25 protein-coding genes are annotated in these 25,849 nt (G+C 65.9%); 14 read left to right on the top strand and 11 right to left on the bottom strand.

Translation table 11 applies throughout. The annotated features are described in order from the left end of the window. The first annotated feature begins 19 nt into the window (after positions 1-19). A complete protein-coding gene (locus MU558_RS06535; RefSeq protein WP_246973098.1) occupies positions 20-673 on the top strand; it encodes a hypothetical protein in 654 nt (217 codons plus the stop codon). Here MU558_RS06535 and MU558_RS06530 read toward each other — a convergent pair whose 3' ends face one another. Then, the gene (locus MU558_RS06530; RefSeq protein ID WP_246973096.1) at positions 674-2,044 is read right to left on the bottom strand and encodes a hemolysin family protein; all 1,371 of its coding nucleotides are present in this window, start codon (positions 2,042-2,044) and stop codon (positions 674-676) included. It abuts the gene before it with no gap. Between the two features lie 104 nt (positions 2,045-2,148). Between MU558_RS06530 and MU558_RS06525 the strand changes: the two genes are divergently transcribed. The 3 genes from MU558_RS06525 (at position 2,149) to MU558_RS06515 (ending at position 3,651) form a co-directional block, all read left to right on the top strand. Further along, on the top strand, positions 2,149-2,457 hold the full coding sequence (locus MU558_RS06525; protein ID WP_246973094.1) for a glutaredoxin family protein: 309 nt from the start codon (positions 2,149-2,151) through the stop codon (positions 2,455-2,457). Beyond that, a complete protein-coding gene (locus tag MU558_RS06520; RefSeq protein WP_246974846.1) occupies positions 2,454-2,963 on the top strand; it encodes a peroxiredoxin family protein in 510 nt (169 codons plus the stop codon). The genes MU558_RS06525 and MU558_RS06520 overlap by 4 nt, the downstream gene beginning before the upstream one ends. A gap of 61 nt (positions 2,964-3,024) precedes the next feature. Continuing rightward, on the top strand, positions 3,025-3,651 hold the full coding sequence (locus MU558_RS06515) for an L-threonylcarbamoyladenylate synthase (protein ID WP_246973092.1): 627 nt from the start codon (positions 3,025-3,027) through the stop codon (positions 3,649-3,651). Between the two features lie 31 nt (positions 3,652-3,682). Here the strand turns inward: MU558_RS06515 and MU558_RS06510 are convergent, their stop codons facing one another. Further along, the gene (locus MU558_RS06510; protein ID WP_246973089.1) at positions 3,683-4,357 is read right to left on the bottom strand and encodes a CRISPR-associated protein Cas4; all 675 of its coding nucleotides are present in this window, start codon (positions 4,355-4,357) and stop codon (positions 3,683-3,685) included. A 117-nt stretch (positions 4,358-4,474) separates the two neighbouring features. Beyond that, the gene (locus MU558_RS06505) at positions 4,475-5,062 is read right to left on the bottom strand and encodes a conditioned medium-induced protein 4 (RefSeq protein ID WP_246973085.1); all 588 of its coding nucleotides are present in this window, start codon (positions 5,060-5,062) and stop codon (positions 4,475-4,477) included. Positions 5,063-5,474: 412 nt separating this feature from the next. On the opposite strand from MU558_RS06505, the gene MU558_RS06500 reads away from it, so the two are divergent. Then, a complete protein-coding gene (locus MU558_RS06500; RefSeq protein WP_246973083.1) occupies positions 5,475-7,637 on the top strand; it encodes a heterodisulfide reductase-related iron-sulfur binding cluster in 2,163 nt (720 codons plus the stop codon). On the opposite strand, the gene MU558_RS06495 is transcribed toward MU558_RS06500, so the two are convergent. Both MU558_RS06495 and MU558_RS06490 read right to left on the bottom strand, forming a co-directional pair. Next, positions 7,634-8,065 carry a type II toxin-antitoxin system VapC family toxin gene (locus MU558_RS06495; protein ID WP_246973080.1) on the bottom strand — a complete coding sequence of 144 codons (432 nt, stop codon included), beginning with the start codon at positions 8,063-8,065 and terminating at the stop codon, positions 7,634-7,636. The genes MU558_RS06500 and MU558_RS06495 overlap by 4 nt on opposite strands. Continuing rightward, positions 8,062-8,340, bottom strand: a complete 279-nt coding sequence (locus MU558_RS06490; protein WP_246973078.1) for a hypothetical protein — start codon at positions 8,338-8,340, stop codon at positions 8,062-8,064. The genes MU558_RS06495 and MU558_RS06490 overlap by 4 nt, the downstream gene beginning before the upstream one ends. Before the next feature lie 113 nt (positions 8,341-8,453). Between MU558_RS06490 and MU558_RS06485 the strand changes: the two genes are divergently transcribed. The 5 genes from MU558_RS06485 to hemL all read left to right on the top strand — a co-directional run bounded on the left by MU558_RS06485 (position 8,454) and on the right by hemL (position 15,649). After that, a complete protein-coding gene (locus MU558_RS06485) occupies positions 8,454-10,040 on the top strand; it encodes a succinic semialdehyde dehydrogenase (RefSeq protein ID WP_246973076.1) in 1,587 nt (528 codons plus the stop codon). Next, complete coding sequence (locus MU558_RS06480; RefSeq protein ID WP_246973073.1) at positions 10,037-11,116, top strand: SDR family oxidoreductase; 1,080 nt, start codon at positions 10,037-10,039, stop codon at positions 11,114-11,116. Before MU558_RS06485 ends, MU558_RS06480 begins: the two co-directional genes overlap by 4 nt. 62 nt (positions 11,117-11,178) lie before the next feature. After that, a complete protein-coding gene (hemB, locus tag MU558_RS06475) occupies positions 11,179-12,174 on the top strand; it encodes a porphobilinogen synthase (protein WP_246973061.1) in 996 nt (331 codons plus the stop codon). A gap of 410 nt (positions 12,175-12,584) precedes the next feature. Further along, positions 12,585-14,237, top strand: coding sequence for an ammonium transporter (locus MU558_RS06470; RefSeq protein WP_246973060.1), 1,653 nt, complete (start codon positions 12,585-12,587; stop codon positions 14,235-14,237). A 65-nt stretch (positions 14,238-14,302) separates the two neighbouring features. Beyond that, positions 14,303-15,649 carry a glutamate-1-semialdehyde 2,1-aminomutase gene (hemL, locus tag MU558_RS06465; protein WP_246973056.1) on the top strand — a complete coding sequence of 449 codons (1,347 nt, stop codon included), beginning with the start codon at positions 14,303-14,305 and terminating at the stop codon, positions 15,647-15,649. 24 nt (positions 15,650-15,673) lie between these two features. Here hemL and MU558_RS06460 read toward each other — a convergent pair whose 3' ends face one another. From MU558_RS06460 to MU558_RS06435, 6 genes are all read right to left on the bottom strand, one after another. Beyond that, the gene (locus MU558_RS06460; RefSeq protein WP_246973054.1) at positions 15,674-16,696 is read right to left on the bottom strand and encodes a DR2241 family protein; all 1,023 of its coding nucleotides are present in this window, start codon (positions 16,694-16,696) and stop codon (positions 15,674-15,676) included. After that, entirely contained in the window at positions 16,693-17,553 is an 861-nt protein-coding gene (locus tag MU558_RS06455) for a CbiX/SirB N-terminal domain-containing protein (protein WP_246973052.1), read from the bottom strand. The genes MU558_RS06460 and MU558_RS06455 overlap by 4 nt, the downstream gene beginning before the upstream one ends. Continuing rightward, positions 17,550-18,416 (bottom strand): ABC transporter ATP-binding protein, encoded by an 867-nt coding sequence (locus tag MU558_RS06450; RefSeq protein WP_246973050.1) that lies wholly within the window; start codon positions 18,414-18,416, stop codon positions 17,550-17,552. The genes MU558_RS06455 and MU558_RS06450 overlap by 4 nt, the downstream gene beginning before the upstream one ends. Further along, positions 18,413-19,546 (bottom strand): FecCD family ABC transporter permease, encoded by a 1,134-nt coding sequence (locus MU558_RS06445; protein ID WP_246973048.1) that lies wholly within the window; start codon positions 19,544-19,546, stop codon positions 18,413-18,415. The genes MU558_RS06450 and MU558_RS06445 overlap by 4 nt, the downstream gene beginning before the upstream one ends. A gap of 5 nt (positions 19,547-19,551) precedes the next feature. Further along, positions 19,552-20,751 (bottom strand): ABC transporter substrate-binding protein, encoded by a 1,200-nt coding sequence (locus MU558_RS06440; protein ID WP_246973045.1) that lies wholly within the window; start codon positions 20,749-20,751, stop codon positions 19,552-19,554. Between the two features lie 305 nt (positions 20,752-21,056). Further along, entirely contained in the window at positions 21,057-21,908 is an 852-nt protein-coding gene (locus MU558_RS06435) for an FAD-dependent oxidoreductase (RefSeq protein ID WP_246973043.1), read from the bottom strand. Between the two features lie 375 nt (positions 21,909-22,283). Here MU558_RS06435 and MU558_RS06430 point away from each other — a divergent pair, with 375 nt between their 5' ends. The 4 genes from MU558_RS06430 to MU558_RS06415 all read left to right on the top strand — a co-directional run bounded on the left by MU558_RS06430 (position 22,284) and on the right by MU558_RS06415 (position 25,806). Beyond that, positions 22,284-22,628 (top strand): SHOCT domain-containing protein, encoded by a 345-nt coding sequence (locus MU558_RS06430; protein WP_246973040.1) that lies wholly within the window; start codon positions 22,284-22,286, stop codon positions 22,626-22,628. A gap of 80 nt (positions 22,629-22,708) precedes the next feature. Beyond that, entirely contained in the window at positions 22,709-23,821 is a 1,113-nt protein-coding gene (gene hemC / locus MU558_RS06425; protein WP_246973037.1) for a hydroxymethylbilane synthase, read from the top strand. 1 nt (position 23,822) lies between these two features. Further along, on the top strand, positions 23,823-24,569 hold the full coding sequence (locus MU558_RS06420; protein WP_246973033.1) for a uroporphyrinogen-III synthase: 747 nt from the start codon (positions 23,823-23,825) through the stop codon (positions 24,567-24,569). Positions 24,570-24,702: 133 nt separating this feature from the next. After that, the gene (locus MU558_RS06415; protein WP_246973031.1) at positions 24,703-25,806 is read left to right on the top strand and encodes a CapA family protein; all 1,104 of its coding nucleotides are present in this window, start codon (positions 24,703-24,705) and stop codon (positions 25,804-25,806) included. Positions 25,807-25,849 lie beyond the last annotated feature (43 nt).

The following is a 25,849-nucleotide window of genomic DNA, read 5'->3' as shown; positions in this document are numbered from 1 at the left end:
TGGAATGCCAGGTTGCCCCATGGGAAACTCCCGAACGGTTCAGTGGCGACGTGACGCCTCGAACTCCCGGACCGTTCGCGTGCTGTGGGCGCTCGGAACCGGTACCTTCCTCGCTGCGATCGTCCTCATCGTCGCCGCGCGGCTGTTCTTGCTGCTCGGACAGACCGAATCCGTCGTCGTGGCCACGCTCGTCGCGGTCGCGATCGTCGCCGTCGCGGCCGTCAGCCGAACCACGGGCCGCCTCGAGTTTCTGCGCCGACGGCTTCCGTTCTCGAACGCCGGCGGTGGACTCGATCGCGTCCGGGATTCGACGATCGGTGCGATCGTGATGGCAGTGGTCATCCTCGTCCTCGCTCGCGGCGTCGGCGGTGGTCTCGGTCACGGTCTGGCGGCACTGACGATTCCGTTCGCGTTCGTCGCGATCGTCCTCGCGACCGCCCTCGAGTCGGTCGGCGAACTCGACTGCGAGCAGCGACGGCTCCGTCTCTACGACCCCGAGGAAGTCGTCGACCTCGAACTCGTCGACGACGTCTCCGTCCGAAGCGTCGGCGACACGGCGTTGCTCACGCTCGAGTACGCCCAGCCCGACGGCACGTACGTACCAGGGCCGCGACGCCTCGTCGTTCCTGCTGCGGTCGCTCGCGAACTACAGGCGCTCGTCGCCGAGCGATAATTACTCTTCGCCGGCGTCGTCGCCGTTTCCGGTCACCGTCTGTTCCTCGAGTTTCGTCAACCGTGCGCGCATGATCCGGGTGTTCTCGACTTCCTCGACGGTGATGCGGACGCCGTCGTAGGTGATCTCCTCGCCCTCTTCGACGAGCCGACCCGCGCGGTTGAAGATGAAGCCGGCGATCGTCTCGAACTCCTCGCCTTCGGGGAGGTCGATCTCGAGGGCCTCGTTGACGTCCTCGATGTTGACCTCGCCGCGGACGATGACGGTGTCCTCGTCGATCTCCTCGATGGGCTCTTCCTCGCCGCCCTCCAGGATCTCGCCGACGATCTCCTCGATCATGTCTTCCATCGTCACCAGCCCCTCGGTGGTGCCGAATTCGTCGATGACGATCACCATGTGCATCCGGTTTTCCCGCATCTCGCTGAGCAACTCGTCGACGTTTTTCGACTCGGGGACGTGCAGCGTCGGCTGGATGAGGTCCTCGAGTTCGAGGTTCTGGGTCTCGCCGTAGTTGAGATCGCGCACGAGGTCGCGAATGTGGACGACCCCCTGGACGTTGTCGAGGCTGCCCTCGTAGACGGGGATCCGGGCGTGGCCGCTCTGGATACAGGTCTCGATCGCCTCGTCGATGGTGGCGTCTTTCGGCACCGCCGTCATGTCCAGTCGCGGCGTCATCACCTCCTTGACGATGCTGTTGTTGAACCGGAAGATGCGCTGGAGCATCTCGTGTTCTTCTTCCTCGAGGACGCCCTCGCGCTCGCCCGTCTCGATCATGTCCTGGATCTCGTCGCGGGTGACGTACGGCGTCTCGATCGCGCTCGTCGAGCCGGTGAGCCGGTTGACCTGCCTGGTGAGGTAATCGAACAGCGCGATGAGCGGATAGAGGAGATACTCCGTCGCCTTCAGCGGCCTGGCGACCCGTAACGCCCACGACTCGGTGTTCTCGACGGCGTAGGACTTGGGGGCGCTCTCGCCGAACAGCAAGACGACGGCCGTGATGCCGAACGTCGCCAGGACGACCCCGAGCAGTCCGCCGAAGTAGATACTCAGCAGTGCCGTCGCGATCGACGACATCGCGATGTTGACGAGGTTGTTCCCAACCAGGATCGTCACCAGCAGACGGTGGGGATCGTCGTTGAGCGCTTTGACCCGCTTTGCGCCCGCGACGCCTTCCTCGACCATCCCCTCGATACGGTGTTTCGGCAGCGAGAACATCGCGATCTCGGACGAAGAGAAAAACGCCGAGAGCGCGATCAACACGGCCACCGCTATCACTCCCGCGATCGTCACCGTCGACTGGGTGACCTCGAATCCCGTTGTGGGGACCTCGTACGCGGCTAACATCGCCTCGAGGAGCGGAGACTGCAGCATTGACTGCCCGACGTTTGTCACCCTGCCGATTAACGTTTTCCGCTTTTCGTGCTCCAGATGCCGCCGACGACACGTTTACCCGGCCGCTTTTCGAACGAACGTGTATGAGCGAGACGACCGACCCGCAGATCACGTTCTACCGACTGCAGGGCTGTCCGTTTTGCGAACGCGTCGCCCGCCTGCTCGAGGAGTACGACCTCTCCTACCGGTCGCGATTCGTCGAACCGTTGCACTCGCGACGGAACGTCGTCAAACGCGTCGCCGGTGTCCGAACTGTCCCCGTCGTCGTCGACGACCGGACCGGCGCCACGATGGCCGAGAGCGCGAACATCGCCGAGTACCTGGAGGCAACCTACGGAGACGAGATCACGTCGGACGCCGACGTCGCCGCCGCGGACGGAGGTGAGCACTGATGGAGTTCGACGTCGTCGACCTCGGCCCGGCGGACCACCCCGAACCCGGCGACGAGGTTCCCGACTTCACCCGGCCGCTGGTCACCGACGAGTTCTGGGAGGATCGCTCGCTCTCGGAGCTCACCGCCGACGGTCGCGTCGTCCTCGTGTTCACGCCGATGGACGGCACGTTTCTCGCACAGTACACCTGGGACGAACTACGCGATCGCGGCTGGGACGAGTACGACGCGACCGTCGTCGGCGTCACGATCTCGACGCCGTACGTCCACTCCCGGTTCATCGACGACCGCGACCTCCCGTTCGCGCTCTTCGCCGATCCGACCAACGAGGTCGCCGACGCGTACGGCATCGCCCACGACCTGGACGACATGACCGGCGTGAGCGAACCTCGCCTCGCGATCTTCGTCGTCGACGAGGACCGCGTCGTCGAAGACGCCTGGGTGACCACCGAGTGGCCCGAGTTCCTCGCGTACGACGAGATCGAGGCCACGCTCGAGTCGGCCTGATCGTCGTCTCCAGACTCGAGACGCGGTACGTTTTTGCCCGCCACCGCCCGACTTGCGACTGATGGAAACACTCGCGCGTGCGGCGGACGCGATCCGGGCCGGCGAACTGGTCGTCTACCCCACGGAGACCGTCTACGGACTCGGCGCCGACGCCACGAACCCCGACGCAGTCGAACGCGTCTTCGACGCGAAAGGACGGGACCGCTCGAAGCCGATTTCGTTCGCAGTGCCGTCGGTCCCGGCGGCACTCGAGTACGTCCGTGCGACCGACCGCGAACGGCAGTTCATGGCGACGTTCCTCCCCGGCCCCGTCACGGTGCTCTGTCGTCGTCGCGACGCCGTCCCGTCCGCGCTCACCGCCGGCCGCGACCGGGTCGGCGTCCGGGTCCCGGACCACCAGCTCGCGCTCATGCTACTCGAGCGGGCCGGAACGCCGGTCACGGCCACGAGCGCGAACGTGAGCGGCCGGGAGAGCGCGCGAACCGTCGACGACCTCGACCCCGAGATCGTCGAACGGGCGGCCGTCGTCGTCGAGGACGTCGACGACCTGCCCGCGTTGCCCCGACAGCCACAACTGGGTGAGCAGGCGGCCGTCCCCGAGAGCACCGTCGTCGACGTCTCGAGCGACGAGATCCACCGCCGTGGGGCAATGGCCGACGAGATCGAACGCTGGCTCGAAGAGCACTGACACTGCCAGTCTCGGTTTCGGCCGCTGGCCGTCAGCCGAACCCGAGCAGCGACCGCAGCGTTCGGGTCCGCACGCCACACGTTTCGGCGTACGCACAGGACTCACACTTCGAGCGGTTTCGCACGCGCGGCGGCGGTCCGTCGAGGCTCCTGACGGTTCGAAGCGTGCGGCGATACGACGCCTTTCGTCGCGTCGTGAGGTCGATTCGCCGAATTACGCCGTAGGCTGGGTACTCGACGACGGCGGTCTCGACTGCCGTCTCGCGTTCCCACGCCAGGGCCTTCGCCGCCGCGACGGCGTGGACCGAGTGGGGTTCCCAGACGCCACGCGCTGGCGGTCGACCCGGCGAGAGCAGCGACGGCTCGAGCGGGTCGGCGAGCACCTTGTGGACGACGCCGCGACAGTGCCGTCCCATCGCCAGCAGGTCCCGCGTTTCGGGCTCGCACAGCGTCGCCCAGCGATCTCGTTCCTCGAGTCGATCGCGGGCCGTCTCGAGGCGCTCGCGGTAGGTCGCTGGACCGACGGCGATCGGTTCGGCTGCGAGGGTGGGGTCAGCCGACTCGAGGAGGTCGTCGTACCGAAACGCGAGGTCGCGGATGGCGTCGACGGCGGGTGGTCCACCGCGGTCGTCGTCCTGGCGGGCGTAGTAGAGCTTTCGGGGACAGTACGCCGCCGTCCGGAGGTCGCTGAAGGAGACGTGCGTCACGAGGGGGTCTGGCCCTGCCTTCCGATAAAAACCCTCGCAACGCCGATCGTACGGTAGTTTTGGCGCACCTACGACCTGTCCGCAGGGTGCACCGAGGGTCAGGTACGACCGGCAGTATCAGAACGAGACGTCGGTTTCCATCCCCTCGGTCGCGTCCTCGAGTCCGTCCTCGCGGACGTCCTTTGCGATCTGCGTCGAGAGGTCGGCGTCGGCGAGAATGCTGTCGAACTCGTCGCGGTACCTGTCGTTTGCCGCTCGCGACTCGTCTTTTGCCGCGGCGACGCGACGGTATCGACGGATCGTTCCCTCGTCGACACCGTACTCCGCGGCGAGCGTGGCGTCGTCTTCGTCGCGCTCGCGGATCGCGACCAGGTCGACCTCGTCGGCGTCGTCGTCGCTCACGAGGTGAAGCGCCATTCGGGCCTCGAAGACCGTCGACTCGTCGATGCCGAGTTCGTCGGCGATCTCGCCGTCGTCGCGTCCCTCGTAGAACCGCTTTGCGATGGCGACCAGCTCGTCGTCCTCGAGCGGCGTCTCGAACTCGTACCGTTCGCGCATTCTCGCGACGACGCTCTCGAGTCGCTCGTCGACGGTCCGGTCGTCTTTCTCGAGCGAACCACGGGTGTCTTCCTGGGATTCGGTGACGGTGTCCTCGTCGGCGACGCTGGTGAAGATATCTCGGAGCTCCTCGGTTTTCTCGTTCATGGATGGACACTGGCGATGGGCGGCTATTTAAGCCTGTTGCCAGATAGCGTCGGGAAACGCTCACTATTACCGACGGTTGTGGCTCATCTCCGACGCACCCACGACCTACCGTGTGGTTGCGTCGGGACACGTCATACTGCTGGACAACAGTCAGTGAATACTCGATCGCGTCTCGCCGTCTGTCGCCGCTGGCGACAGCGTCTCGAGTGCGATCGATGTCTGAACCGTGTTGTCCAGCAGTATCATAACCGATATTGTGGCTCGGCGGCGAACGACGTACGTCCGACTGGAATCCTTGCGTGCGACCGCTGCTATAAACTCACAACTTCGATACGATTCTCGACGGACGGCACCGGGGTACATCTGAATCGTTGTGACAAGAGTTAAGTCACCTCACTCCGGGTCATAGTACATGATAGGTGTCGCACAGACAGGGGAGACGCCGACTCGTGAGACCTTCTGGGGTCTCGGCGGCGTCGAAGAGATACTGTTTTACTATCTCGCCGCGGTCGCCATCGTCGTCTTCCTCTACGGTGTCTATACACGTTTCGCACGATACGCCGACGGCGACGACGACTGGTTCGACCGACTCGACGACTTCGGGAACCGGGTCCTCACGGCGACGAAGATCGTCCTCTCGAACGAGAAGCAGTTCAACCGCGACCTCTACGGCGGGTTGATGCACTCGTTTATCCTCTGGGGCTTTCTCACCCTGCTGATGGCGACGACGATTCTGGCGTTCGACATGGACGTCTGGACCAAGGCGCTCGGCCAGGACTCGTTTTTCGTCGGCGACTTCTACCTTGGCTACCAGTTCGCCGTCGACGCGATGGGACTGCTGTTCGTGATCGGCGTCGGGATGGCGCTCTACCGTCGCTACTGGGTCCAGAACGACCGCCTCTGGGGACGCCACACCTCCGGCGAGGACGCCCTCTTCGTCTGGACGCTCTTTCTACTGAGCGTCGGCGGCTTCCTCCTCGAGGGACTGCGCATCCTCGGGAACGGCTACCCCGAGTTCGAGACCGTCAGCTTCGTCGGCTGGGGGATCGCGATGACCCTCGAGGCGGCTGGGATCACGACCGAAGCCGCCGCGACGTTACACCGGTGGGCGTGGTGGTCGCACTCGCTTTTCGCGTTGTTTTTCGTCGCGTGGATCCCCTACGCCAAACCGTTCCACATGCTCTCGTCGTTCGCGAACGTCGTCACGCGCGACGAGAAGGCGGGCGCGCGCCTCCCCGGCGTCCCGTCGGACCTCGACGCCACGAACGCCGAGTCCATCGCTGATTTCACCTGGAAGGAACTGCTCGACCAGGACGCCTGTACCAAGTGCGGTCGCTGTTCGTCGGTCTGTCCCGCGAAGGCGTCGGATCGGCCGCTCGATCCCCGCGACGTCATCCTCGACCTGAAGAGCTACCGGGAATCGCTCGACGCCGGCGGCGAGGAACAGCCGATCGTCGCCGACGGCGGCACGTCGGTCATCGACAGCGAGACGATGGAGTCGTGTATGGCCTGTATGGCCTGCATGGACGCCTGTCCCGTCGAGATCGAACACCTCAAGTCCTTCACCCGGCTCAACCGCCAGCTCACGGATCAGGGTGACATCTCGCCGAACATGCAGGACGTCTTCCAGAACGTCATGCAAAACGGCAACACCTTCGGCGACGCCCCGCGCAACCGCGCCGACTGGGCCGACGACCTCGACTTTGACCTCACTGACGCCCGTGAGGAAGAAGTCGAGTACCTCTGGTACGTCGGCGACTACCCGAGCTACGACGAGCGCAACAAGAAGGTCGCCCGCTCGCTGGCGACGATCCTCCAGGAGGCCGACGTCAGCTTCGGCATCCTCTTCGAGGACGAGAAGTACGACGGCAACGACGTCCGGCGGGTGGGCGAGGAGTTCCTCTACCTCGAACTCGCCGGCCACCATGTCGAGTCCTTCGAGGCCTGCGAGTTCGACAAGATCGTCTGTACGGACCCACACTCCTACAACACCTTCAAGAACGAGTACCCGGAGGTCGACTTCGAGGAGTTCGCCGACGACCCGATGATGCCCTTCGAGTACGACGAGTACTGGAACGAAGACGGCGAGGTCGACGTGCTCCACTGGACCCAGGCCGTCGAGGAACTCGTCGCCGAGGGCAAACTCGCGCTCTCGGGCACGGAACTCGACTACACGGTCACCTACCACGACCCCTGCCATCTGGGCCGGTACAACGACGAGTACGAGGCACCTCGCGAACTCATCCGGGCGACGGGCTGTGAACTCGACGAGATGCCGCGCAATCGCGCCGATTCGTTCTGCTGTGGCGGCGGTGGCGGCGGCCTCTGGATGGACTTCGACGAAGATCCCAAACCCAGCGAGGAACGCCTCCGGGAGGCCCTCGAGGACACCGACGCCGGCGCGGCCGTCGAGAAGTTCGTCGTCGCCTGCCCGATGTGCATGACGATGTATGAGGACGGCCGCAAGACCGGCGGCTTCGAAGACGACATCGAGATCGTCGACGTCGCCGAACTCATCGTCGAGGCGATCGACGCGAAAGAGCGGGCCGGACTCGAGGCAGAGGCGACGGCCTAGACGGACGCGGGATCGACGCGGTCGACGATCCCGTCGAAGTCGTCGTCGAAGCTGAGGACGGCGTCGATGTTCTGTGTTCTGACGGTCGCAACGATACTCGCGTCGGTGAAGCTGAGCGCGTGGTCGTCGTACCGGTCGAACGCGTCGATCGTCCGTTCGAACAGGTCACTCGAGACGGACAGGAGCTCGATTCGGTCCGGATACGATTTCCGTCCCGCGATGCGATCCCCGACGGTGCACGCCTCTCGGTGGCTTCCGGTTCGACGACGAACGACCGTCACTGTCTCGTCGTATACGTAATCGCTCGTGTACAATGCGCCAAACTCTCCCTTAAACGCCGTTTCCAGGGCCGATCGTGCCGCATCGTGATGTTCGTCCCGTTCGTTCTGTAGGGCGACGAATACGCCCGTGTCGACGAAGAGACTCATTCTCCGTACAGTACCTCGTCGATCTCTTCTTCTGTCGTTTCGACGCCCCAGTCGGACGTCCCGGCCATCCACTGGTCGATCTCTTCGTCGGTGAGCGGTTCGAACTCGTCGCGAAACGAGTCGAACAGTTCGTCTTTCGACTCGTACGTTTCCGCGACGATCCGCTCGAGCAGTTCCTGCTGGGTGACGTTTCGGCCCGTCTCGAGGCGAATTTCAGCCTGTAGCTCCTCGAGCCAGTCTTTCGTCTGATCCGTTACCTTGACCGACGTGCTCATAATCGCTAGTAGCAACTTCCACGTGGTAAGTACTTCCCCTAGAAGTAATACTCCACCTACCGCGATTCGGGCCGACCAATAGCTACACGTATTCCGAACGTGTCAGATATGCTGTGTCACCAGTAGCGACCCCACCGATCGTCGAGGAGGCCCGGCTTTCGTCCGGTCGCCTCGAGACGCTCGCCGATCGCGTCGAGACGACGGGCGGGCGCGAGTCGATCCCCGTCCGTGCGCCAGCCGTCGACGAGGTGATCGGGGAGATTCCCGCCTGTACCGCGACGGACGTCGAGGCCGCCGTCTCACGCGCCCGAAGCGTACAGCCGAGCTGGGCGAACAGGGACGTCGAGGACCGCGCGGCGGTTCTCGAGCGCTTCGGCGACCTCGTCTTCGAGCACCGTGAGACGCTTCTCGATCTGGTTCAACTCGAGACGGGCAAGGCCCGGGGCCACGCCGTCGAGGAGGTGCTCGACGTCCCCCTGACCTGTTCGTACTACGCCGACGTCGGTCCCGGACAGCTCGCCGAGGAGCGACGGCGGGGCGCGATCCCGCTCGCGACGGACGTCCGCGTGAACTACGACCCGGTGGGCGTCGTCGGGATCATCTCGCCGTGGAACTACCCGCTGACGCTCGCGATGACCGACGCGATTCCGGCCCTGCTGGCGGGCAACGCCGTCGTCTGCAAACCCGACGCGAAGACGCCGTTCGTCGCGCTCGCGCTCGCCGACCTGCTCCAGAAGGCCGGCCTCCCGCCGGGCCTCCTCGAGGTCGTCACCGGCGAGGGATCGGTCGTCGGGCCGGCACTGATCGATCGCGTCGACTACGTCGCGTTTACCGGCAGCACCGAGACCGGTCGAACTGTGGCCGAACGCGCGGGACGGAACCTGATCGACTGCTCGCTCGAACTCGGCGGGAAGAACCCGATGGTCGTCCTCGCGGACGCCGACGTCGAGACGGCCGCCCGCGGGGCGATCCAGGGCGCGTTCACCAACGCCGGCCAGCTCTGTCTGGCTCCCGAGCGGATCTACGTCGACGAGTCCCGGTACGACGAGTTCCTCGACGCGTTCGTCGGCGCGACTCGCTCGCTGTCGCTCGACCTCGCATTCGACTACGGCCCCGATGTCGGCTCGCTGATCGACGCCGACCAGCTCGAGCGGGTCCAGTCCCACGTCGAGGACGCCGTCGCCGACGGCGCGTCGGTCCTCTCGGGCGGTCGCCACCGTCCCGACGTCGGCCCGTTCGTCTACGAGCCGACGATCCTGACCGACGTCGACCCCGATTCGCGGGTTGCCTGCGAGGAGACGTTCGGTCCCGTCGTCTCCGTGACGCCGGTCTCCGATACCGAGGCGGCGATCGAGGCGGCCAACGACTCCCCGTACGGCCTGAACGCGAGCGTCTGGACCGCCGACCGCGAGCGCGGCCGCGCGGTCGCCGACGAGATCGACTGCGGGACCGTCTGCGTCAACGACGCCTACACGGCGGGCTGGGCGGCCGTCGACGCACCGATGGGCGGGTTCGGCGACTCCGGGCTCGGTCGCCGCCACGGTTCCGAGGGACTCCGCCGCTACCTCGAGGCGCGGACGGTCGCCACCTCGAAAGTCGGCCCGCTCGCGCCGCCGCCGGGCGTCCCGACATCGTGGTTCGTCCGCGGGTTGACCGCGCTGACTCGCGTGCAGCGTCGTCTCCAGGGGTGGCTGCGATGAGTTCGACCGAGCCGACGATCCTGCTCACCGGCTTCCCCGGCTTTCTCGGCTCCGCGCTGCTCGAGCGGCTGCTCGCTCGCGGCGACGGCCCGGTCGCCTGTCTGGTCCAGCCGACGTATCGTGAACTCGCCGAGCGGCGGGCGGCCGAAATCGCCGGTCCCGACGACGACCGGATCCGGCTGTACGAGGGGGACATTACGGAACCAAACCTGGGACTCGACGGGCTCGCCGATCTCGAGTCCGTCCGCGAACTCTACCACCTCGCGGCGGTCTACGATCTGGCCGTCGACCCCGCCGTCGGCGAGGCAGTCAACGTTCGGGGCACAGAGCACGTCCTCGACGTCGCCGCCGACCTCGCCGTCGAGCGCTTCCAGTACGTCAGCACGTGCTACGTCAGCGGGCGCTACGACGGCGTGTTCACCGAGGACCACCTGCGGGAGGGCCAGTCGTTCAACAACGCCTACGAGGAGACGAAGTACCGGGCGGAGGTCGCAGTCCAGGAGCGGATGGCCGACGGGCTGCCCGCGACGATCTACCGGCCTGCGATCGTCGTCGGCGACAGCGAGACCGGCGAGACCGACAAGTACGACGGGCCGTACTACCTGCTTCGGCTCCTGCTCGCCCAGCCGTCGCGGCTCGCGCTCTCCGTTACCCTCCCCGGCTCGAGCGACGCCGAACTGAACGTCGTCCCGCGTGACTTCGTCGTCGACGCTATCGCCTACCTGAGCGGTCTCGAGTCGTCCGCCGGCGAGGTCTACCAGCTGTGTGACCCCGCGCCGCTTTCGGTACCGCGGTTCGTCGACGCCCTCGCCGAGGCCGGGGATCGCCGGACCCTCTCGGTGCCGACGCCGAAGCCGCTCGCCCGAGCGGCGACGGAACGGCTCGCCGATCGCGGCCTGCCCGCCGAACCCGCCACGATCGACTACCTCGACCACCCGACGCGGTACGCCTGCCCGAACACGCAGCGGGCACTCGCCGGAAGCGGTCTCGAGTGTCCTCCGTTCGAGTCGTACGTCGACCGACTCGTCGCGTTCGTCCGCGAGCATCCCGAAGTCGGCGACGCGGCGATGGTCTGACTGACGAACCGGGTCGAACGCTCGAGCGAGGCGTTTTTGCGTCCGCCGTCGAACAGTCGGGTATGGACCTCACCCACCGTCCGCGACGGCTCCGCCAGGACCGCGTTCGGGATCTCGTCAGCGAGACGACCCTCGAGCCGACGGACTTCGTCGCGCCCGTCTTCGTCGACGCGACGACCGACGAGCGGATCGAGATCGAGTCGATGCCCGGCCACGAGCGCGTGCCGATCGACGAGGCCGTCGACCGCGTCGAGGAAGTCCTCGAGACCGGCGTCGAGGCCGTCATGCTCTTCGGGATTCCGATCGCGAAGGACCCCGAGGGGACCCGTGCGTGGGCCGACGACGGCGTCGTCCAGGAGGCGACCCGTCGAATCGTCGCCGAGACGGACGCCTACGTGATCACCGACGTCTGCCTCTGTGAGTACACAGACCACGGCCACTGTGGCACCCTCGAGGAGGAGCTTCGGACGGACGCGGACGACGCCCACGCGACGTGTACCGTCGACAACGACGCGACCCTCGAGTCCCTCGAGAAAATCGCCGTCTCCCACGCCGCGGCGGGCGCTGACATGGTCGCCCCCAGCGGGATGATGGACGGCATGGTCGGCGCGATCCGCGGGGCACTGGACCGCGAGGGATTCGAGAACGTCCCCGTCATGAGCTACGCCGCGAAGTACGAGAGCGCCTTCTACGGCCCGTTCCGGGACGCCGCCGACGGCGCACCGGCGTTCGGCGATCGACGACACTACCAGATGGACCCCGCCAACGCTCGCGAGGCGATCCGCGAGGTCGCCCTCGACGTCGAAGAAGGCGCGGACGTGTTGATGGTCAAACCCGCGCTCCCGTATCTCGACGTCGTCTCCTCGCTGCGCCGGGAGTTCGACCATCCCATCGCCGCCTACAACGTCTCCGGCGAGTACGCCATGCTCCACGCGGCCGCCGAGAAGGGCTGGCTCGACGTAGAGGAGACGGCCCTCGAGTCGCTGTTGTCGATCAAACGCGCCGGCGCGGACCTGATCCTGACGTACTTCGCCGAGGACGTCGCGGCGCGTCTGTAGGCGCCTGCCTCGCCACTCGAGTTCGACGATCGTCAACTTCCGTCCCTCGAGCGTGGCGAGTGCGAACGCGATCCGCCGCGTGCAAGCGGAATCTGCGCTGTGGCCCCTCGTTCGGCGGGCTCGCGCCCACGTGCTCGCTCGAGTCGGTAGACGATCGTCCAGATTCGATCCCGAAATCATCCAGATTCTGGCGATCCGAACACCTTATATTGGGTAAGATATCCATATATTTCCGCATTCGTCTACCCATACACCCTAAACATAGACAATCATCAACGCTAAGCCTTATATCTACTACCTCCATCGAGTTCGAACGTGATGAAGCAGACGACCACAAACAAAAATCCGAAATATATGGACGAACGTCTAAGTAAAAACCAGTACACTACTATGATCACGGAGGCGGTATCATGGTAGATGCGACCGTCCTCGCGGAGGGGGTCAACCTCGCGTGGGTCCTGCTGGTATCGTTCCTGATCTTCTTTATGCACGCCGGCTTCGCGATGCTCGAGTCTGGGCAGGTGCGATCGAAGAACGTGGCGAACCAGCTGACCAAGAACTTGCTCACCTGGAGTGTGGGCGTTCTCGCCTTTTTCGTCCTGGGTGCGGGCGTCTCGACGGTCGTCGGTACCCTGACCGGCGGCGGCGGATTCGCGCCGGCGGACCTGTACGCGACGATGACGACCACGGCCGTCAACGACTGGGTCGACTGGCTGTTCGGCGCGGTGTTCGCGATGACTGCCGCGACGATCGTCTCCGGGGCGGTCGCCGGCCGCGCGAAGCTCCGGGCGTACGTCGGCTACACCCTGTTGCTGTCGGCGATCATCTACCCCGTCGTCGCGGGCATCACCTGGGGCGGCGGCTTCCTCGCCGACGTCTTCGGCGTCGGCTTTCACGACTTCGCGGGCGGGATGATCGTCCACGGCATGGGCGGTATCGCCGGCCTGACCGCGGCGTACGTGATCGGACCGCGTCTGGATCGGTTCAACGACGACGGCACCGTGAACGTCATCCCCGGCCACTCGATGACCTTCGCCGTGCTCGGGACGCTCGTGCTCGCCTTCGGCTGGTACGGGTTCAACGTCGGGACCGCTGCGACGGTGTTCGCCGTCGAGGGCGGCGAACTCGTCCTCGGTGACTTCGCCTACGTCGGCCGGGTCGCACTCGCGACAACCCTCGGTATGGCTGCGGGCGCGATCGGTGCGAGCGTCGTCGCGCTGGCGAAGACGGGCAAGGTCGACACGCTCTACGTCGCCAACGGGCTGCTCGCCGGTCTCGTCGGCGTGACCGGCATCGCCGACGCCGTCACCTGGTGGGGCGCGATCCTCGTCGCCTTCCTCGCCGGCGCACAGCTGCCGATCGTCTTCGAGTTCGTCGAGCAGACCCTCGAGATCGACGACGTCTGTGCAGTCTTCCCGGTTCACGGCAGCGCCGGCGTCCTCGGCGTCGTCGCCCTGCCGTTCGTCCACGTCGACGGCTTCTCCGCGAGCCTGCTCGCGGCGCAGGTCTCTGGCGTCGCCGTCATCACCGTCTGGACCGTCGTCGCGACCGCCGCCGTCTTCGGCGCGTTCAAGGCCGTCGGCCAGGCCCGGGTCACCCCCGAACACGAACGCGACGGGCTCGACGTGAGCGAACACGGCGTCGACACCTACCCCGAGTTCGGTAAACCGGAGCTCGCCACCGACGGCGGGAACCTGCGTACCGACGGTGGGTCCGCCGGCGAGATCAAGATGGTCACGGCGATCGTCCGTCCCGACCGCCTCGGTGACGTCAAACAGGCGCTGGCCCGCGTCGGCGCCCCCTCGCTGACCGTGACGAACGTCTCCGGTCGCGGTTCCCAGCCCGCGAAGAAAGGGCAGTGGCGCGGCGAAGAGTACACGGTCGACCTCCACCAGAAGGTCAAACTCGAGTGCGTCGTCGCCGACGTCCCCGCGGCCGACGTCGTCGACGCGATCCGCGAGGCGGCCAACACGGGTGAACCCGGCGACGGGAAGATCTTCGTGCTCCCCGTCGAGGACGCCTGTCAGGTTCGTACCGGCGCGACCGGCCCCGAAGCGGTCTAGTACGGAACGGGCTAGACGATCGAACCTCGGTACTACTTTCCCTTCCCGTTCCCTACCCGTCGCGTATGAACGACGAACACTCCCGTACGCTGTACGATCGGGCGCTGTCTGTCATGCCCGGCGGCGTCAACTCGGCGGTCCGGGCGGCGATCGAACCGTATCCCTTCTTCGTCCAGAAAGGCGACGGCGGCCACGTGATCGACGCGGACGGTAACCGCTACGTCGACTGGGTGATGGGACTGGGCCCGCTCCTTCTGGGTCACGACCTCCCCGAGGCGGTGACGGCCGCGATCCAGCAGCGGGCAAGCGAAGGGCCGATGTACGGCACGCCCACGGAGGTCGAGGTCGACCTCGCCGAGTTCGTCGTCCGACACGTCCCGAGCGTCGAGAAGATTCGCTTCGTCAACTCCGGCACCGAGGCGACGACCTCCGCCGTGCGACTTGCACGCGGGTACACCGGCCGGAACAAGATCGTCGTCATGCAAGGCGGCTACCACGGCGCACAGGAGTCGACGCTCGTCGAGGGCGACGCCGACGACCCGAAACCCTCCTCAGCAGGCGTCCCCCAGTCCTTTGCCGAGCACACTCTCCCCGTCCCGTTCAACGACGAAGACGCCGTCCGCGAGGTCTTCGAGGAACACGGCGACGACATCGCGGCCGTAATGTCTGAACCCATTCTGGGGAACTACGGCATCGTCTACCCCGAGGACGGCTACCTCGAGTTCCTCCGGGAGATCACCGACGAGTACGGCGCGCTGTTTATCCTCGACGAGGTGATCACCGGCTTCCGCGTCGGCGGCCTCGGCTGTGCTCAAAGCGAGTTCGGCGTCACGCCCGACATTACGACCTTCGGAAAGATCGTCGGCGGCGGCTTCCCCGTCGGTGCGATCGGCGGCCGCGCGGAAATAATCGAACACTTCGCGCCCTCGGGCGACGTCTTCCAGGCGGGCACCTTCTCGGGTCACCCCGTGACGATGGCCGCCGGCCTCGAGACGCTGCGCTTTGCCGCCGAGAACGACGTCTACGACCACGTCAATCGGCTGGGCGACCGGCTCCGGTCGGGACTGACCGACATCGTCGCCGACCAGGCCCCCGAGTACACGGTCGTCGGCACCGACAGCATGTTCAAAGTGATCTTCACGCGCGACGGGCCGGGTGCCGGCAGCCTCGAAGAACAGTGTACGAGTGGCTGTCGGCAGGATCCAACCTGTCCGCGCTACGACTACTGTCCGAAAAACGCCGGCGACGTCAAACGCGCCGAGACCGACCGCTGGCGGCGGCTCTTCTGGGGGCGGATGAAAGAGCAGGGCATCTTCCTCAGTCAGAACCAGTTCGAGTGCCAGTTCGTCAGCTACGCCCACATCGACGAGGACGTCGAGGAGACCCTCGAGGCGTACAAAGAGGCGCTCTAGCGCCACGGCGTTTCTGTTCGGCGGTTACGAGAACGCGTCCGAGCGATCACTGTCGCTCGTTTCCGACTCGTCGTCGTGTCCGTGATCGTGATCGGGTCCGTCGTCGTCGACGACGCGGCAGCGCACGTCCGATCGCACGAGCGCACACGCCTCCGGGCAGACGAGTCGGTCGTCTCGCGTCGACTCGGCGCTGACCCTGTCGCTGTCGGACCCCTCGAACTCCCAGACCCGCCGTTTCAGGCAGTCGCTACATCGATCTCGAACGACTGCCGCGACGTCCGTACGGCTCGCGTCGGCGAGGCTCCGGAGGTGACCCGTCTGTCGGGCGGCCGTCTCGCGAAACGACACGGGCTCGAGACGGTCGGTCCGGTCGCGGTACCAGGTCGCGATCGACGCGGGGTAGACGTCGTCGACCGCCCGGACTACACCTCCAGCGTCGAGGCGGAGACGCCAGCCACGTTGGAGTGTTTCACTCCCGCGGAGCGGCCGATAGTCGCCGTCCTCGTCGGTCCGTGCGAGTTCGGGGAGGTCGAACGGATCGATTTGCCGAAGTGCATCGGGTTCGACGGCCGCATCTTCGACGTGGCGAAGTTCGTACCGGCGATTGCCGGTCCGATCGCGTTCCACGCACACCGTGAGCTGGCCCCACGTTCGACACAGTCCCTTCCAGAGGTCGTCATACCGTTTGGCGATCGTCTGATCAGCCACGTCAACACCCTCGAGCCACCGGAGAAACGCTCGTTCTGGTGTTCCGTGACCGCCGACGGTTCGCTCCCAGTAGAACCAGTCGGTGACAAGTGGCGCGTGGTGGTCGACGACCGCATCCGGTGTGGCGTACCGATGCGTGTCGTCGTCGTCGACTCGGACCCCGGAGTCGGTCGCGACGACGGAGACGACCGCGGGTTCGTCGTGGGCGGCGTCGCTCCCGGGCCCAGGGTCCGCCTGCCCGTATCGGTGTTCGACGACGCCCGCGTCCTCGAGCGTCGTACGGAACGCCGCACGGACGCCGTCAGGCGCTTCGAGCGGTTCGACGAGTGCGTCCGTCACGAATCGGTCACCTCCGTCGTGGCCTCGAGGACGCGTCGAACGGCGACGTCTGCCAGGGCAGGGTGGGTCCCGATCGGCTCGGTGTACCTGACGGTCCGGCCATCGATCTTGCCCGCATGCGTCGCGGTCGCCGCGTCGTCGATCCGTTCAGTGGGATCGAGGCCGAGCAACTCCGGAACGTCGGTCGTGACGTGGCCGCCCTGTCCGACGAAAAGCGGGACGGCGACGATCTGCCGACGATCGAACGATTCGAGCACCTCGCTCACGTATGGCGGTTCTTCGAGGTAGAACGCCTCGACGGCCGCGTTCGGATCGTGGCTGCGAAGCCGCTGTGCGTGGTCGGCCGCCGCGACGGCGCTCCGAGGATCGTTCTCGGCCCCGTGGGCGACGATCGCGACAGCGATGTCCGCGAGATCACAAACGGCGTCGTCGGCCCGGAAAACCTCCAGTGCACGCGAGGCGATCAGGTCCGTGACTGCTGGAGCCGTGCCGACGGGGTCGGTGATCGTGACGTCGTCTTCGACGCCTGGAGGCGCAGTGAGTTCCCGCGGCAGGACCGTCCGCGTGAAGTACCCCTCACTGGCGAACAGCGGGACGACGAATCGATGCGTGGCCGTCGTCGCCCGCAGGACCTCGGCGAAGCCGGGTTCTTCCTGCCAGAAGGCGACCTGCACCTCGTCGAAAATGGGTCGTCTCCGGAGACGGCGCGCGTGGCCGTAGACCGGATCGCCGGAGCCACGGCTCCGGTGGGATCCGTGAGCGGCGAGTACGACCCCGAGGTCGCGGTCGAGTGCTCGCGGCGTCGCGTTCGTCGGTCGATACTGCTGTCGGTGTCCGTGTGATGGTGACTTCGTCATGGCTCAGAGAGGGTGTCTGGTGGCGACGATCCATCGGTCGACGTCGTCTCGGTCTCGAGCGGGCGTTCCGGATAGACCCGCACCTCGCCGTTGGTCTGGGAGACCGTCGCGTCGATCCCGAACACGTCGGCGAGCAACGTCTCCGTCAGCACCGTTGACGGCGTGCCGCTGTCGTAGATCTCCCCGCCGTCAAGTGCAGCGACGCGGTCGCCGAAGCGAGCGGCGTACTGGAGGTCGTGCAGTGCCGCGACGACCGTCCGGTCCTCGAGTCCTGTCAGCACCTCGAGGACGAGCAGCTGGTTGCGCAGGTCGAGATGAGTGAGCGGTTCGTCGACGAGCAACACCTCGGAGTCCTGAGCGAGACACATCCCGATCCAGGCGAGTTGCTGCTGGCCGCCGCTCAGGTCGTCGACGGGCCGATCGCGGATGGGCTCGAGCCTGGCTCGCTCGATCGCCCGCTCGATCGCCTCCCTGTCCTCGTCGCTGATCCCGTCGAAAAAGCCCCGGTGGGGATAGCGGCCGTGTTCGACGAGCTCTGCTACCGTGAGCCCGTCGGGTGACGGCCGACGCTGTGCGAGAAAGCCAAGCTGGCGTGCGAGTTCGCGCGTCCCGTACTGCTGGATTGCACACCCGTCGAGGACGACCTGTCCGTCGGAGGGCGAGAGCTTCCGGGACAACCCCCGCAATAGCGTGCTCTTGCCGCTTCCGTTCGGTCCGATCAGTGCTACTGTTGATTCTGCCGGAACGTCTATCGTGACGTCCTCGATGACGGGTTCCGTGGCGTCGGGATACTCGAGTCGGAGTTCGGTCCCTGTCAGTACGGCGTGCGATTCGTCTCGTTGGTGTCGTCTATCCCTCGTCATAATTTGCCGAGTCGTCGTCGTTTCCGCATGAGATACAGGAAGTACGGTCCCCCCACCAGTCCGGTGACGATCCCAACCGGTACCTCGACCGGCGAGAACGCGAGTCGCGCCGCGGCGTCTGCAGCCAGCAACAGTGCCGGACCGACGAACAGACAGCCGAGGACGACCCGGGCGTGTGCGGTGCCGACGATCGTCCGGACGACGTGGGGAACGATCAGCCCGACGAAGCCGACGATCCCGGCGAGTGCGACGCTTATGCCCGCCGAGAGGATCGCCACACAGGAGAGTCCGAACCGGACCCGCTCGACCGGCATTCCCAGCGAATGGGCCGTCTCCTCGCCGAGCAACAGCACGTCGAGCTGTCGTGCACCTACGATCGTCAACACGACGGTGACGACGCTCACGAGCAATCCGATTCGAACCCGGGGCCAGCCGGCCGAGGCGAGCGAGCCGGTCGTCCAGGCGAGCGCCCCCTGGACGACGCCGAGATCGTCGGCAACGAAGAACAGTCCCGTCTGGAGCGAGCTGAAGACGGTGCCCACGATCACGCCCGCGAGCACGAGCCTGACTGGACTGGTCCCGCCGTTCCAGGCAACGGCGTACACAAGCAGGAACGCGATCGCGCCGCCCAGTGCTGCGAAAAGCGGCAGGAAGTAGATCAGACTTCCGAGAAACAGCATCGTCAGGATGACAGCGAGCCCCGCCCCCGAACTCACCCCGAGTATGAACGGGCTGGCGAGTTCGTTCCGGGTCACCGCCTGGAAGACCGATCCCGAGATCGCGAGGTTGAGGCCGACGACGAGTGCAGCGAGAACCCGGGGCAGTCGGAGCTCCCAGACGATCGTCGTCTCCGTCGAGAGGTCGGTTGCCTCGCCGAACGCCGCCGTCGAGATCCCCTCCCCGAGCAGGAATCGGCCCAGGGTGGCCGGATCCCCCCAGACCGCCGGATCGAAGACGGCACGCCAGGCAGTCGCCGTCGTCATCGAGTACGCGCCGAAGCTCACCTGCACCACGCCCGTCACGAGACAGACGACGAGGCTGCCGAGGACGATGGGAACGAGACGCGAGTCGATCGACTCGAGACCAACCGCCGTCCGAACGCGATCGACGCGTGAGGAGTCACTCGACATGACGGTTATGCGGTCGCGATCAGTTCGCGGAGTCGGTCACGGTCGAACAGCCACTCGTCGTCTGGAATCTCGCCGACGCCGTGGAACTCCCCGAACTCGTCGGGATACAACTGTTTCGCGAGCATCTCGAACTGGAACAGGCTCGTGATCGGGCCCTGGTAGGGTGTGCCGCCGAGATAGAGGCGGTCGTTTCGAACTGCGCTGATGTCAGCAGCGACCGGACTGTTTCGAAGGACGTCCGCGGTTTTCGCGGCGTCGTCTCGCTGGCCGAGCCCGAAGTTGAACACGATGACGTCTGGATCGGCCGCTGCCATCGCCTCGTGACCGATTCGAGCGGTAGAGCCCGTTTCGTGGGCGCTCCCGTCGAAGGCTTCGCGGGCACCGAGCTGCCGGTACTGCACCTGTCCGTACGTCCCGTCCCGTCTTGGCAGCGTGTTGTAGAGGAAGTACGCGCCACCACGCCCCTCCGGATTCGGCCACGCGAGCAAGAGCGCAACGCGAGGTCGTTCGGATTCCGGTGGAAGGCGGTCGGTGACCTCGGTGATTACGTCCTCACGGAACGCGACGATCTCTTCCATCCGGTCGGTCTCGTCGAACAGCTTCGCGTACTTCAACAGCAGCTCCGAGAATTCGTAGTACCGGTACTCGCCGTCCGGCCAGTTCGGCCAGCCGCTCCCTCGAGCCTCGCGGCTATAGTTTCCGAAAAACGGCGCAACGTTCCGCTCGAGTTCGTCGAGGTCGGTCACCTCGAGTCCGTTGTTCACGACGAGGCGGTTCGGGTCGACGGCGATTACGTCCGGATCCAGTTCGTACAGGAGTTCTTTGTTCACCTGGTGGGTTTCGGGCTCGACGTTGGTCACGTCCGAGAGATCGACGTCGAGCCCGAGTTCCTCGAAGAAGCGCGTGTAGACGGAGTCGGGACGTACCATTCCGACCAGCGAGTCGAGTTCGCCGAGACAGAGTGCCACGTCGACCGCAAAGTCCCGTCCACCAATCCAGCGACCCGGCGGTTCCTCGAGCGGGAGTGTCCCGACCGGCTCGATCGCGACGCTGTAGTCGTCACTCGAGCCGGCCAGGGTCTCGTCGTCGACGTCAGAGCCGTCGTCGAGACACCCCGCACCGATTCCGCCGAGTGCCATCGTCGCGATCGATCCGAGCGCCGTTCGCCGGTCGATACGAGTGTGTCGGCTACCGGTGTCGTTCATCATCGGCCAGATGTTAATAATCTCGTAACCATATTATTTACTATTCATAACTTGGATTGCCTCATTAATATTGTCATCGACACACCTGGGTCGTGGTACCAACGCTGGACCACGCGGGCCCGTTCGTTCGACGGGACGCCCGGCGAGAGTTCGATAGAATCACACTGTCAGACAACGCGGTTCACACACCGCTCACACTCGAGACGCTCTCGCGGGTAGCGACAGTCGTCGAGACGCGATCGGGCTCACTGACTGCTGTCCGAGAGTATCAATAGCGGGGGACTGGTCAGTATGGAGAGGCGAAGCTACTCGTCGTCGAACAGGTGGTCCGCGAGGAGTTCGCGGCCGCGCTCGAGACGCGTTTCCCGCTCCTCGGGAGTGCGGGTTCGTCCGTGTACCCGTTCGCGGACGCGCTCGCGTAGCTGCTCGACGGACTCCTCGTCGGGGTCCAACTCCGGCGGCAACAGGTCGTCGAACCAGCTATCGAAGTCCCAGTCCTCGTAGCGGTGGTCGTGAACGACCCAGTCGTGGTGACGACGTGCGAGGTCGTCCCAGTAGCCCTCCTCGCACAACGCGTCCCGAACCACTGCCATGCCGGTCCGGGCACCGTCACCTGCTGCGACGAGGGCCTGGTGTTCCACACCGGCCAGGCGACCGGCAACGTAAAATCCCGTGACGTCGGTCCGGCCCGCCTCGTCACACGGGACGTGGTAGTTCCGATTGTCGTGTGTCGCTGGCCCGCGATAGAGTTGGCCATCAGCAAACCCCTCGAGATAGTCGTTTTCGGTACCTGAGGCACCGACGACGCGACGGGCTCCGATCGTCTCCCCCTCGGCGGTGGCGAGACGGAACCCGTCGTCGAGCTGATCTATCTCCTCAACTCGATCCGCCACGATTCGACACCCCTCTTCGCGGGCATGATCGGTCGCAAGTTCGAGGAACGAGCCCGGATCGACACCGCCGGGAAACCCCAGGTAGTTCTCGAGGAGGTGACACCGGAGCAGCGACGTCCGTCCACCGGTGAGACACAGTGTCTCGAGTTCGTTTCGTGCGGTGTACAGACCGGTCGCGAGTCCAGCGACGCTCCCGCCGACGACGACCACGTCGTAGTCGAAATCCTGTTCTTTCGATTCGTTCTGTTCGTTTTCGATTGACATGGGTTCGAATTCGATGCTCCCGACGAGCTGCCCTTGCGGGAGCGGTCTTGCAGTGAATCAATTCGTCGACGATGTGGTCGACATCGCCGACGGTCGATTCGCCATCGGACTGGTTATTATCAGAGATATATTTTTATTTCGTATTATTATAGTTTGGCGCTGTGTTAATACACGACGTCGCAAGCGAACCGCTGGGGTACACTAATCGAGAAACCGGCCCCGTGAAACGGAAACGGATCTAGCCGCGGTGAAACTCCCGTCGCATCGATAGACGGCTCCGAACTGGGCATCACGTCGACCCGGTCCGACTCGCCAAGCAGCATCTACGCCGTCGTCGGCGACGCTACTATTGTGCTTGCTAGCCAATTTCGAGGTATGGCCACAGACGATTCGCTTCTCCGGACGATCGTACTCATCGCCGCCATCGTGTTGCTCGCGCCGTTTCTCTTCATGATGCTCGCGATGCCGATGATGGGGATGTGGGGTGGCGGCCACATGTGGGGGTGGGACGGTGCGGGCGTCGGCTTGGCGTGGCTCCTGCCGTGGGCGCTGTTTCTCCTGCTGTTTCTCGGAATCGGCTACCTGCTGTACCGAACGGCGCTCGGTACCGACCGGAAGTCGGACGCCGCACTCGAGGAACTGCGCGTCGCCTACGCCCGCGGCGACATCTCGAGCGAGGAGTTCGAGGAACGACGGGAACGCCTGGAGCGCAGCGAGTGACGGTCGACCCGAACACGTTCGCTGTCATCTCGCGCGGACAGAGCGTGCGCTTTTCATAGCCGAAGCGCCGACGGACGAGTATGCGAACGCGTGGGACGTTACGACTGGCGACGCGGGGGTCGACGCTCGCCCGGCGACAGGCCGCCCTGGTACAGGAGGCACTCGAAGAGCGCCGGTACGAGGTCGAACTCGTGACCGTCGAGACGACGGGCGACCAGATCAGAGACGAGTTGATCCACCGCCTCGGGAAGACGGGCGCGTTCGTCCGTGAACTCGACGAGCGCGTCCTCGAGGGCGAGCTCGACGGTGCGATCCACTCGATGAAGGACATGCCGACCGAACAGCCCGACGACCTCGTAACCGCCGCCGTGCCCGAACGGGGTCGGCCGAACGACGTCCTCGTGACGCCCGACGGCGACGCGCTTGCGGACCTGCCCCAGGGTGCGGTCGTCGGCACCTCGAGTCTCAGACGCCAGGCCCAGCTGCTCTCGGAACGGTCCGACCTCGAGGTCGAACCGCTGCGTGGGAACGTCGACACGCGACTCGAGAAGTTGCTCGCGCCCGCGCTCCAGGCGGAACACCAGAAACGCAGCGAGGCCGACAAAGAGCGCAAGGGCAACGCCGGAGACGACGACTTCGAACCCGAGTACGACCGCACCGTCGACGAGTGGTTCGACGACCTCTCGGAACTCGAGAAACAGGCACTCGGCCGCGAGGTCGAGACCGACTACGACGCCATCGTCCTCGCGGAGGCCGGCCTCGAGCGCAGCGGCCTCGCACACTACGTGGAGTACCAGCGGCTCCCGCCGACGCAGTTCGCACCCGCACCCGGCCAGGGCGCGCTCGCGGTGACAGCCCTGGATGGCGAGACCGCCCGCGAGATCAACGAGGCGATCGACCACCCTCGAACGCGGGTGGAGACGACCGTCGAGCGGACGCTGCTCGCCGAACTCGGGGGCGGCTGTATCGCGCCGATCGGCATCTACGCCGTCGTTCAGGGCGAGTACGTCCACACCGCCGTCCAGGTGTTCGACCGCGACGGCGAGGAGTCGATCACCGCGACGCGCGACCTGCCGGTCGAGAGCTATCCGACGGCGGCCCGCGAGTTCGCCAACGACCTCGAGGACCGCGGTGCAGCCGAGCTGATCGCCGCCGCTCGTCGCGAGGCCGACGACGAACCGGAGGGGAAGTGAGATGGCCGACTGCCCCACTGTCGCCGTCTTCCGTCCCGACGACGAGCGCCTCGCAGAGGCCGTCGACCTCCTCGAGTCCCGCGGCGTCGATCCCGTCGCCGATCCGATGCTCGCAGTCGAGCCCACGAGTGAGACACCGCGGATGGACGCCGACTACGTAATCCTCACGAGCAAGACCGGCGTCGAACTGGCCGCCGAAGCCGACTGGGAGCCCGGCGACGCCACCGTCTGTGCGATCGGGCCCCGCACTGCCGACTCCCTCCGGGACGCCGGCTACCCCGTCGACGTCGTCCCCCAGGCGTACACCTCGAGCGGACTCGTCGCCGAGCTCGAAGACGAGGTCGACGGCGCTCGTATCGAGGTCGCCAGAAGCGATCACGGCAGCGAAGTGTTACTCGACGGACTCGAGACTGCTGGCGCGTACCTCCACGAGACGATCCTCTACCGACTCGTCCGTCCCGAAGGCAGCGGTGAGTCGACCGAACTCGCCGCGGACGGCGACCTCGACGCCGTCATGTTCACGTCCTCGCTCACCGTCGAGAACTTCCTCTCGGCTGCCGACGAGCGGGGCGTCCGCGAGACCGCGCTCGAAGGACTCGCGGAGGCGACCGTCGGCGTGATCGGCGACCCGACGCGGGAGACCGCCGAGTCGCTGGGCGTCGACGTCGACGTCGTCCCGGAAGACGCGACCTTCGACGCGCTCGCAGCGGCGACGCTCGAGGAGACGACCGGCGACGCGCGCGAGTGACCGACGCGTCCCATCTCGGTCTCGTTTCACCGGCGTTTTTACCGACTCGAGTCGACCAGCCATGCATGGAACGCGAACGCGGTCGACCGACTCCCGTCCGTCGCTCGCGGACGTGCTGGGGGGTCGAGCACCAATGACCGTCGGTCGTCGGCGACTGCTCGCGACGGCCGGGACCGCGATCGCGGGCGGCTGTCTGACGTCGCCCCGCCGACGTTCGGCACTCGACACCGACCGGTACGACCACGAGGACGGCACTGTCGTCGGCTTCGTCGGCGACGTCATGCTCGGGCGCAACCTCGACGAGTGCTACGGCGACGGCGGCCGGGATCCGGCATCGGTCTGGAGCGGCGTCCGCCCTCGCCTCGAGTCGCTCGACGGCGTCTTCTGCAACCTCGAGTGTACGCTCTCGACGCGCGGCGAGCGGTTTCCCGACCGTGCCTACTACTTCCGGGCCGATCCCGCCTGGGCCGTTCCCGCACTCGACGGCGCGAACGTTCGCTTCGCCGCACTCGCGAACAACCATCTGCTCGACTTCGGGGAACCGGCGCTTCGCGACACGCTCGCGGCGCTCGACGACGGTGGGATCGCACACGCCGGAGCGGGCGAAACCGCGACGGACGCCCGCCGGCCCGCGCTCGTCACCGTCGGCGACGTCGACGTCGCGGTCGTCTCCTTCGCAGACCACTACGCCGAGTACGCCGCGACCGCCGACCGGTCGGGGACCGCCTACCTCGAGTGCGACCCGGAAAATCCCGATACTCGGGCGGCCGTCGACGACGCGCTCGAGCGCGCCAGTGAGCGCGATCCGGACCTGCTCGTCGCGTCGCTACACTGGGGACCGAACTGGGTCGAGTATCCGGACGACCGGTACCGCGAGTTCGGCCGCTGGCTGATCGACCGGGGCGTCGACCTCGTCCACGGCCACAGCGCCCACGTCGTCCAGGGCGTCGAACGGTACGGGGAGGGCGTGATCCTCCACGACGCGGGCGACTTCGTCGACGACTACGTCGTCAAACCGGAGCTACGAAACGACCGCAGTTTCCTCTACGAGGTTCGCCTCGGCGACGACGGCAACCTCGAGCAACTGCGACTCGTCCCGGTCGTCATCGACGACTACGCCGTCCACGCTGCGACCGACGCCGACGCGTCGTGGCTCCACGAGACCATGCGCGAGCGTTCGGCCCCGTTCGACACGAGCTACGAACGCGACGGCGACGACCTGCTGCTCTCGTTGTGACGCGCCGCTTTACCCGACTCGAGAGTCCACGGGTTTATGACCA

The sequence above is a fragment of the Natribaculum luteum genome, from assembly GCF_023008545.1.
GTDB classification, from domain to species: domain Archaea; phylum Halobacteriota; class Halobacteria; order Halobacteriales; family Natrialbaceae; genus Natribaculum; species Natribaculum luteum.
This window is presented reverse-complemented; position numbering and strand designations above follow the sequence as displayed.

Excerpts from the sequence above, each read along its gene's own strand:
- MU558_RS06535 (WP_246973098.1), top strand. The coding sequence starts at position 20 with ATGGGAAACTCCCGAACGGTTCAGTGGCGACGTGACGCCTCGAACTCC.
- MU558_RS06530 (WP_246973096.1), bottom strand. The coding sequence starts at position 2,044 with ATGCTGCAGTCTCCGCTCCTCGAGGCGATGTTAGCCGCGTACGAGGTC.
- MU558_RS06525 (WP_246973094.1), top strand. The coding sequence starts at position 2,149 with ATGAGCGAGACGACCGACCCGCAGATCACGTTCTACCGACTGCAGGGC.
- MU558_RS06515 (WP_246973092.1), top strand. The coding sequence starts at position 3,025 with ATGGAAACACTCGCGCGTGCGGCGGACGCGATCCGGGCCGGCGAACTG.
- MU558_RS06505 (WP_246973085.1), bottom strand. The coding sequence starts at position 5,062 with ATGAACGAGAAAACCGAGGAGCTCCGAGATATCTTCACCAGCGTCGCC.
- MU558_RS06500 (WP_246973083.1), top strand. The coding sequence starts at position 5,475 with ATGATAGGTGTCGCACAGACAGGGGAGACGCCGACTCGTGAGACCTTC.
- MU558_RS06495 (WP_246973080.1), bottom strand. The coding sequence starts at position 8,065 with ATGAGTCTCTTCGTCGACACGGGCGTATTCGTCGCCCTACAGAACGAA.
- MU558_RS06490 (WP_246973078.1), bottom strand. The coding sequence starts at position 8,340 with ATGAGCACGTCGGTCAAGGTAACGGATCAGACGAAAGACTGGCTCGAG.
- MU558_RS06480 (WP_246973073.1), top strand. The coding sequence starts at position 10,037 with ATGAGTTCGACCGAGCCGACGATCCTGCTCACCGGCTTCCCCGGCTTT.
- hemB (WP_246973061.1), top strand. The coding sequence starts at position 11,179 with ATGGACCTCACCCACCGTCCGCGACGGCTCCGCCAGGACCGCGTTCGG.
- MU558_RS06470 (WP_246973060.1), top strand. The coding sequence starts at position 12,585 with ATGGTAGATGCGACCGTCCTCGCGGAGGGGGTCAACCTCGCGTGGGTC.
- hemL (WP_246973056.1), top strand. The coding sequence starts at position 14,303 with ATGAACGACGAACACTCCCGTACGCTGTACGATCGGGCGCTGTCTGTC.
- MU558_RS06455 (WP_246973052.1), bottom strand. The coding sequence starts at position 17,553 with ATGACGAAGTCACCATCACACGGACACCGACAGCAGTATCGACCGACG.
- MU558_RS06450 (WP_246973050.1), bottom strand. The coding sequence starts at position 18,416 with ATGACGAGGGATAGACGACACCAACGAGACGAATCGCACGCCGTACTG.
- MU558_RS06445 (WP_246973048.1), bottom strand. The coding sequence starts at position 19,546 with ATGTCGAGTGACTCCTCACGCGTCGATCGCGTTCGGACGGCGGTTGGT.
- MU558_RS06440 (WP_246973045.1), bottom strand. The coding sequence starts at position 20,751 with ATGAACGACACCGGTAGCCGACACACTCGTATCGACCGGCGAACGGCG.
- MU558_RS06435 (WP_246973043.1), bottom strand. The coding sequence starts at position 21,908 with ATGTCAATCGAAAACGAACAGAACGAATCGAAAGAACAGGATTTCGAC.
- MU558_RS06430 (WP_246973040.1), top strand. The coding sequence starts at position 22,284 with ATGGCCACAGACGATTCGCTTCTCCGGACGATCGTACTCATCGCCGCC.
- hemC (WP_246973037.1), top strand. The coding sequence starts at position 22,709 with ATGCGAACGCGTGGGACGTTACGACTGGCGACGCGGGGGTCGACGCTC.
- MU558_RS06420 (WP_246973033.1), top strand. The coding sequence starts at position 23,823 with ATGGCCGACTGCCCCACTGTCGCCGTCTTCCGTCCCGACGACGAGCGC.
- MU558_RS06415 (WP_246973031.1), top strand. The coding sequence starts at position 24,703 with ATGACCGTCGGTCGTCGGCGACTGCTCGCGACGGCCGGGACCGCGATC.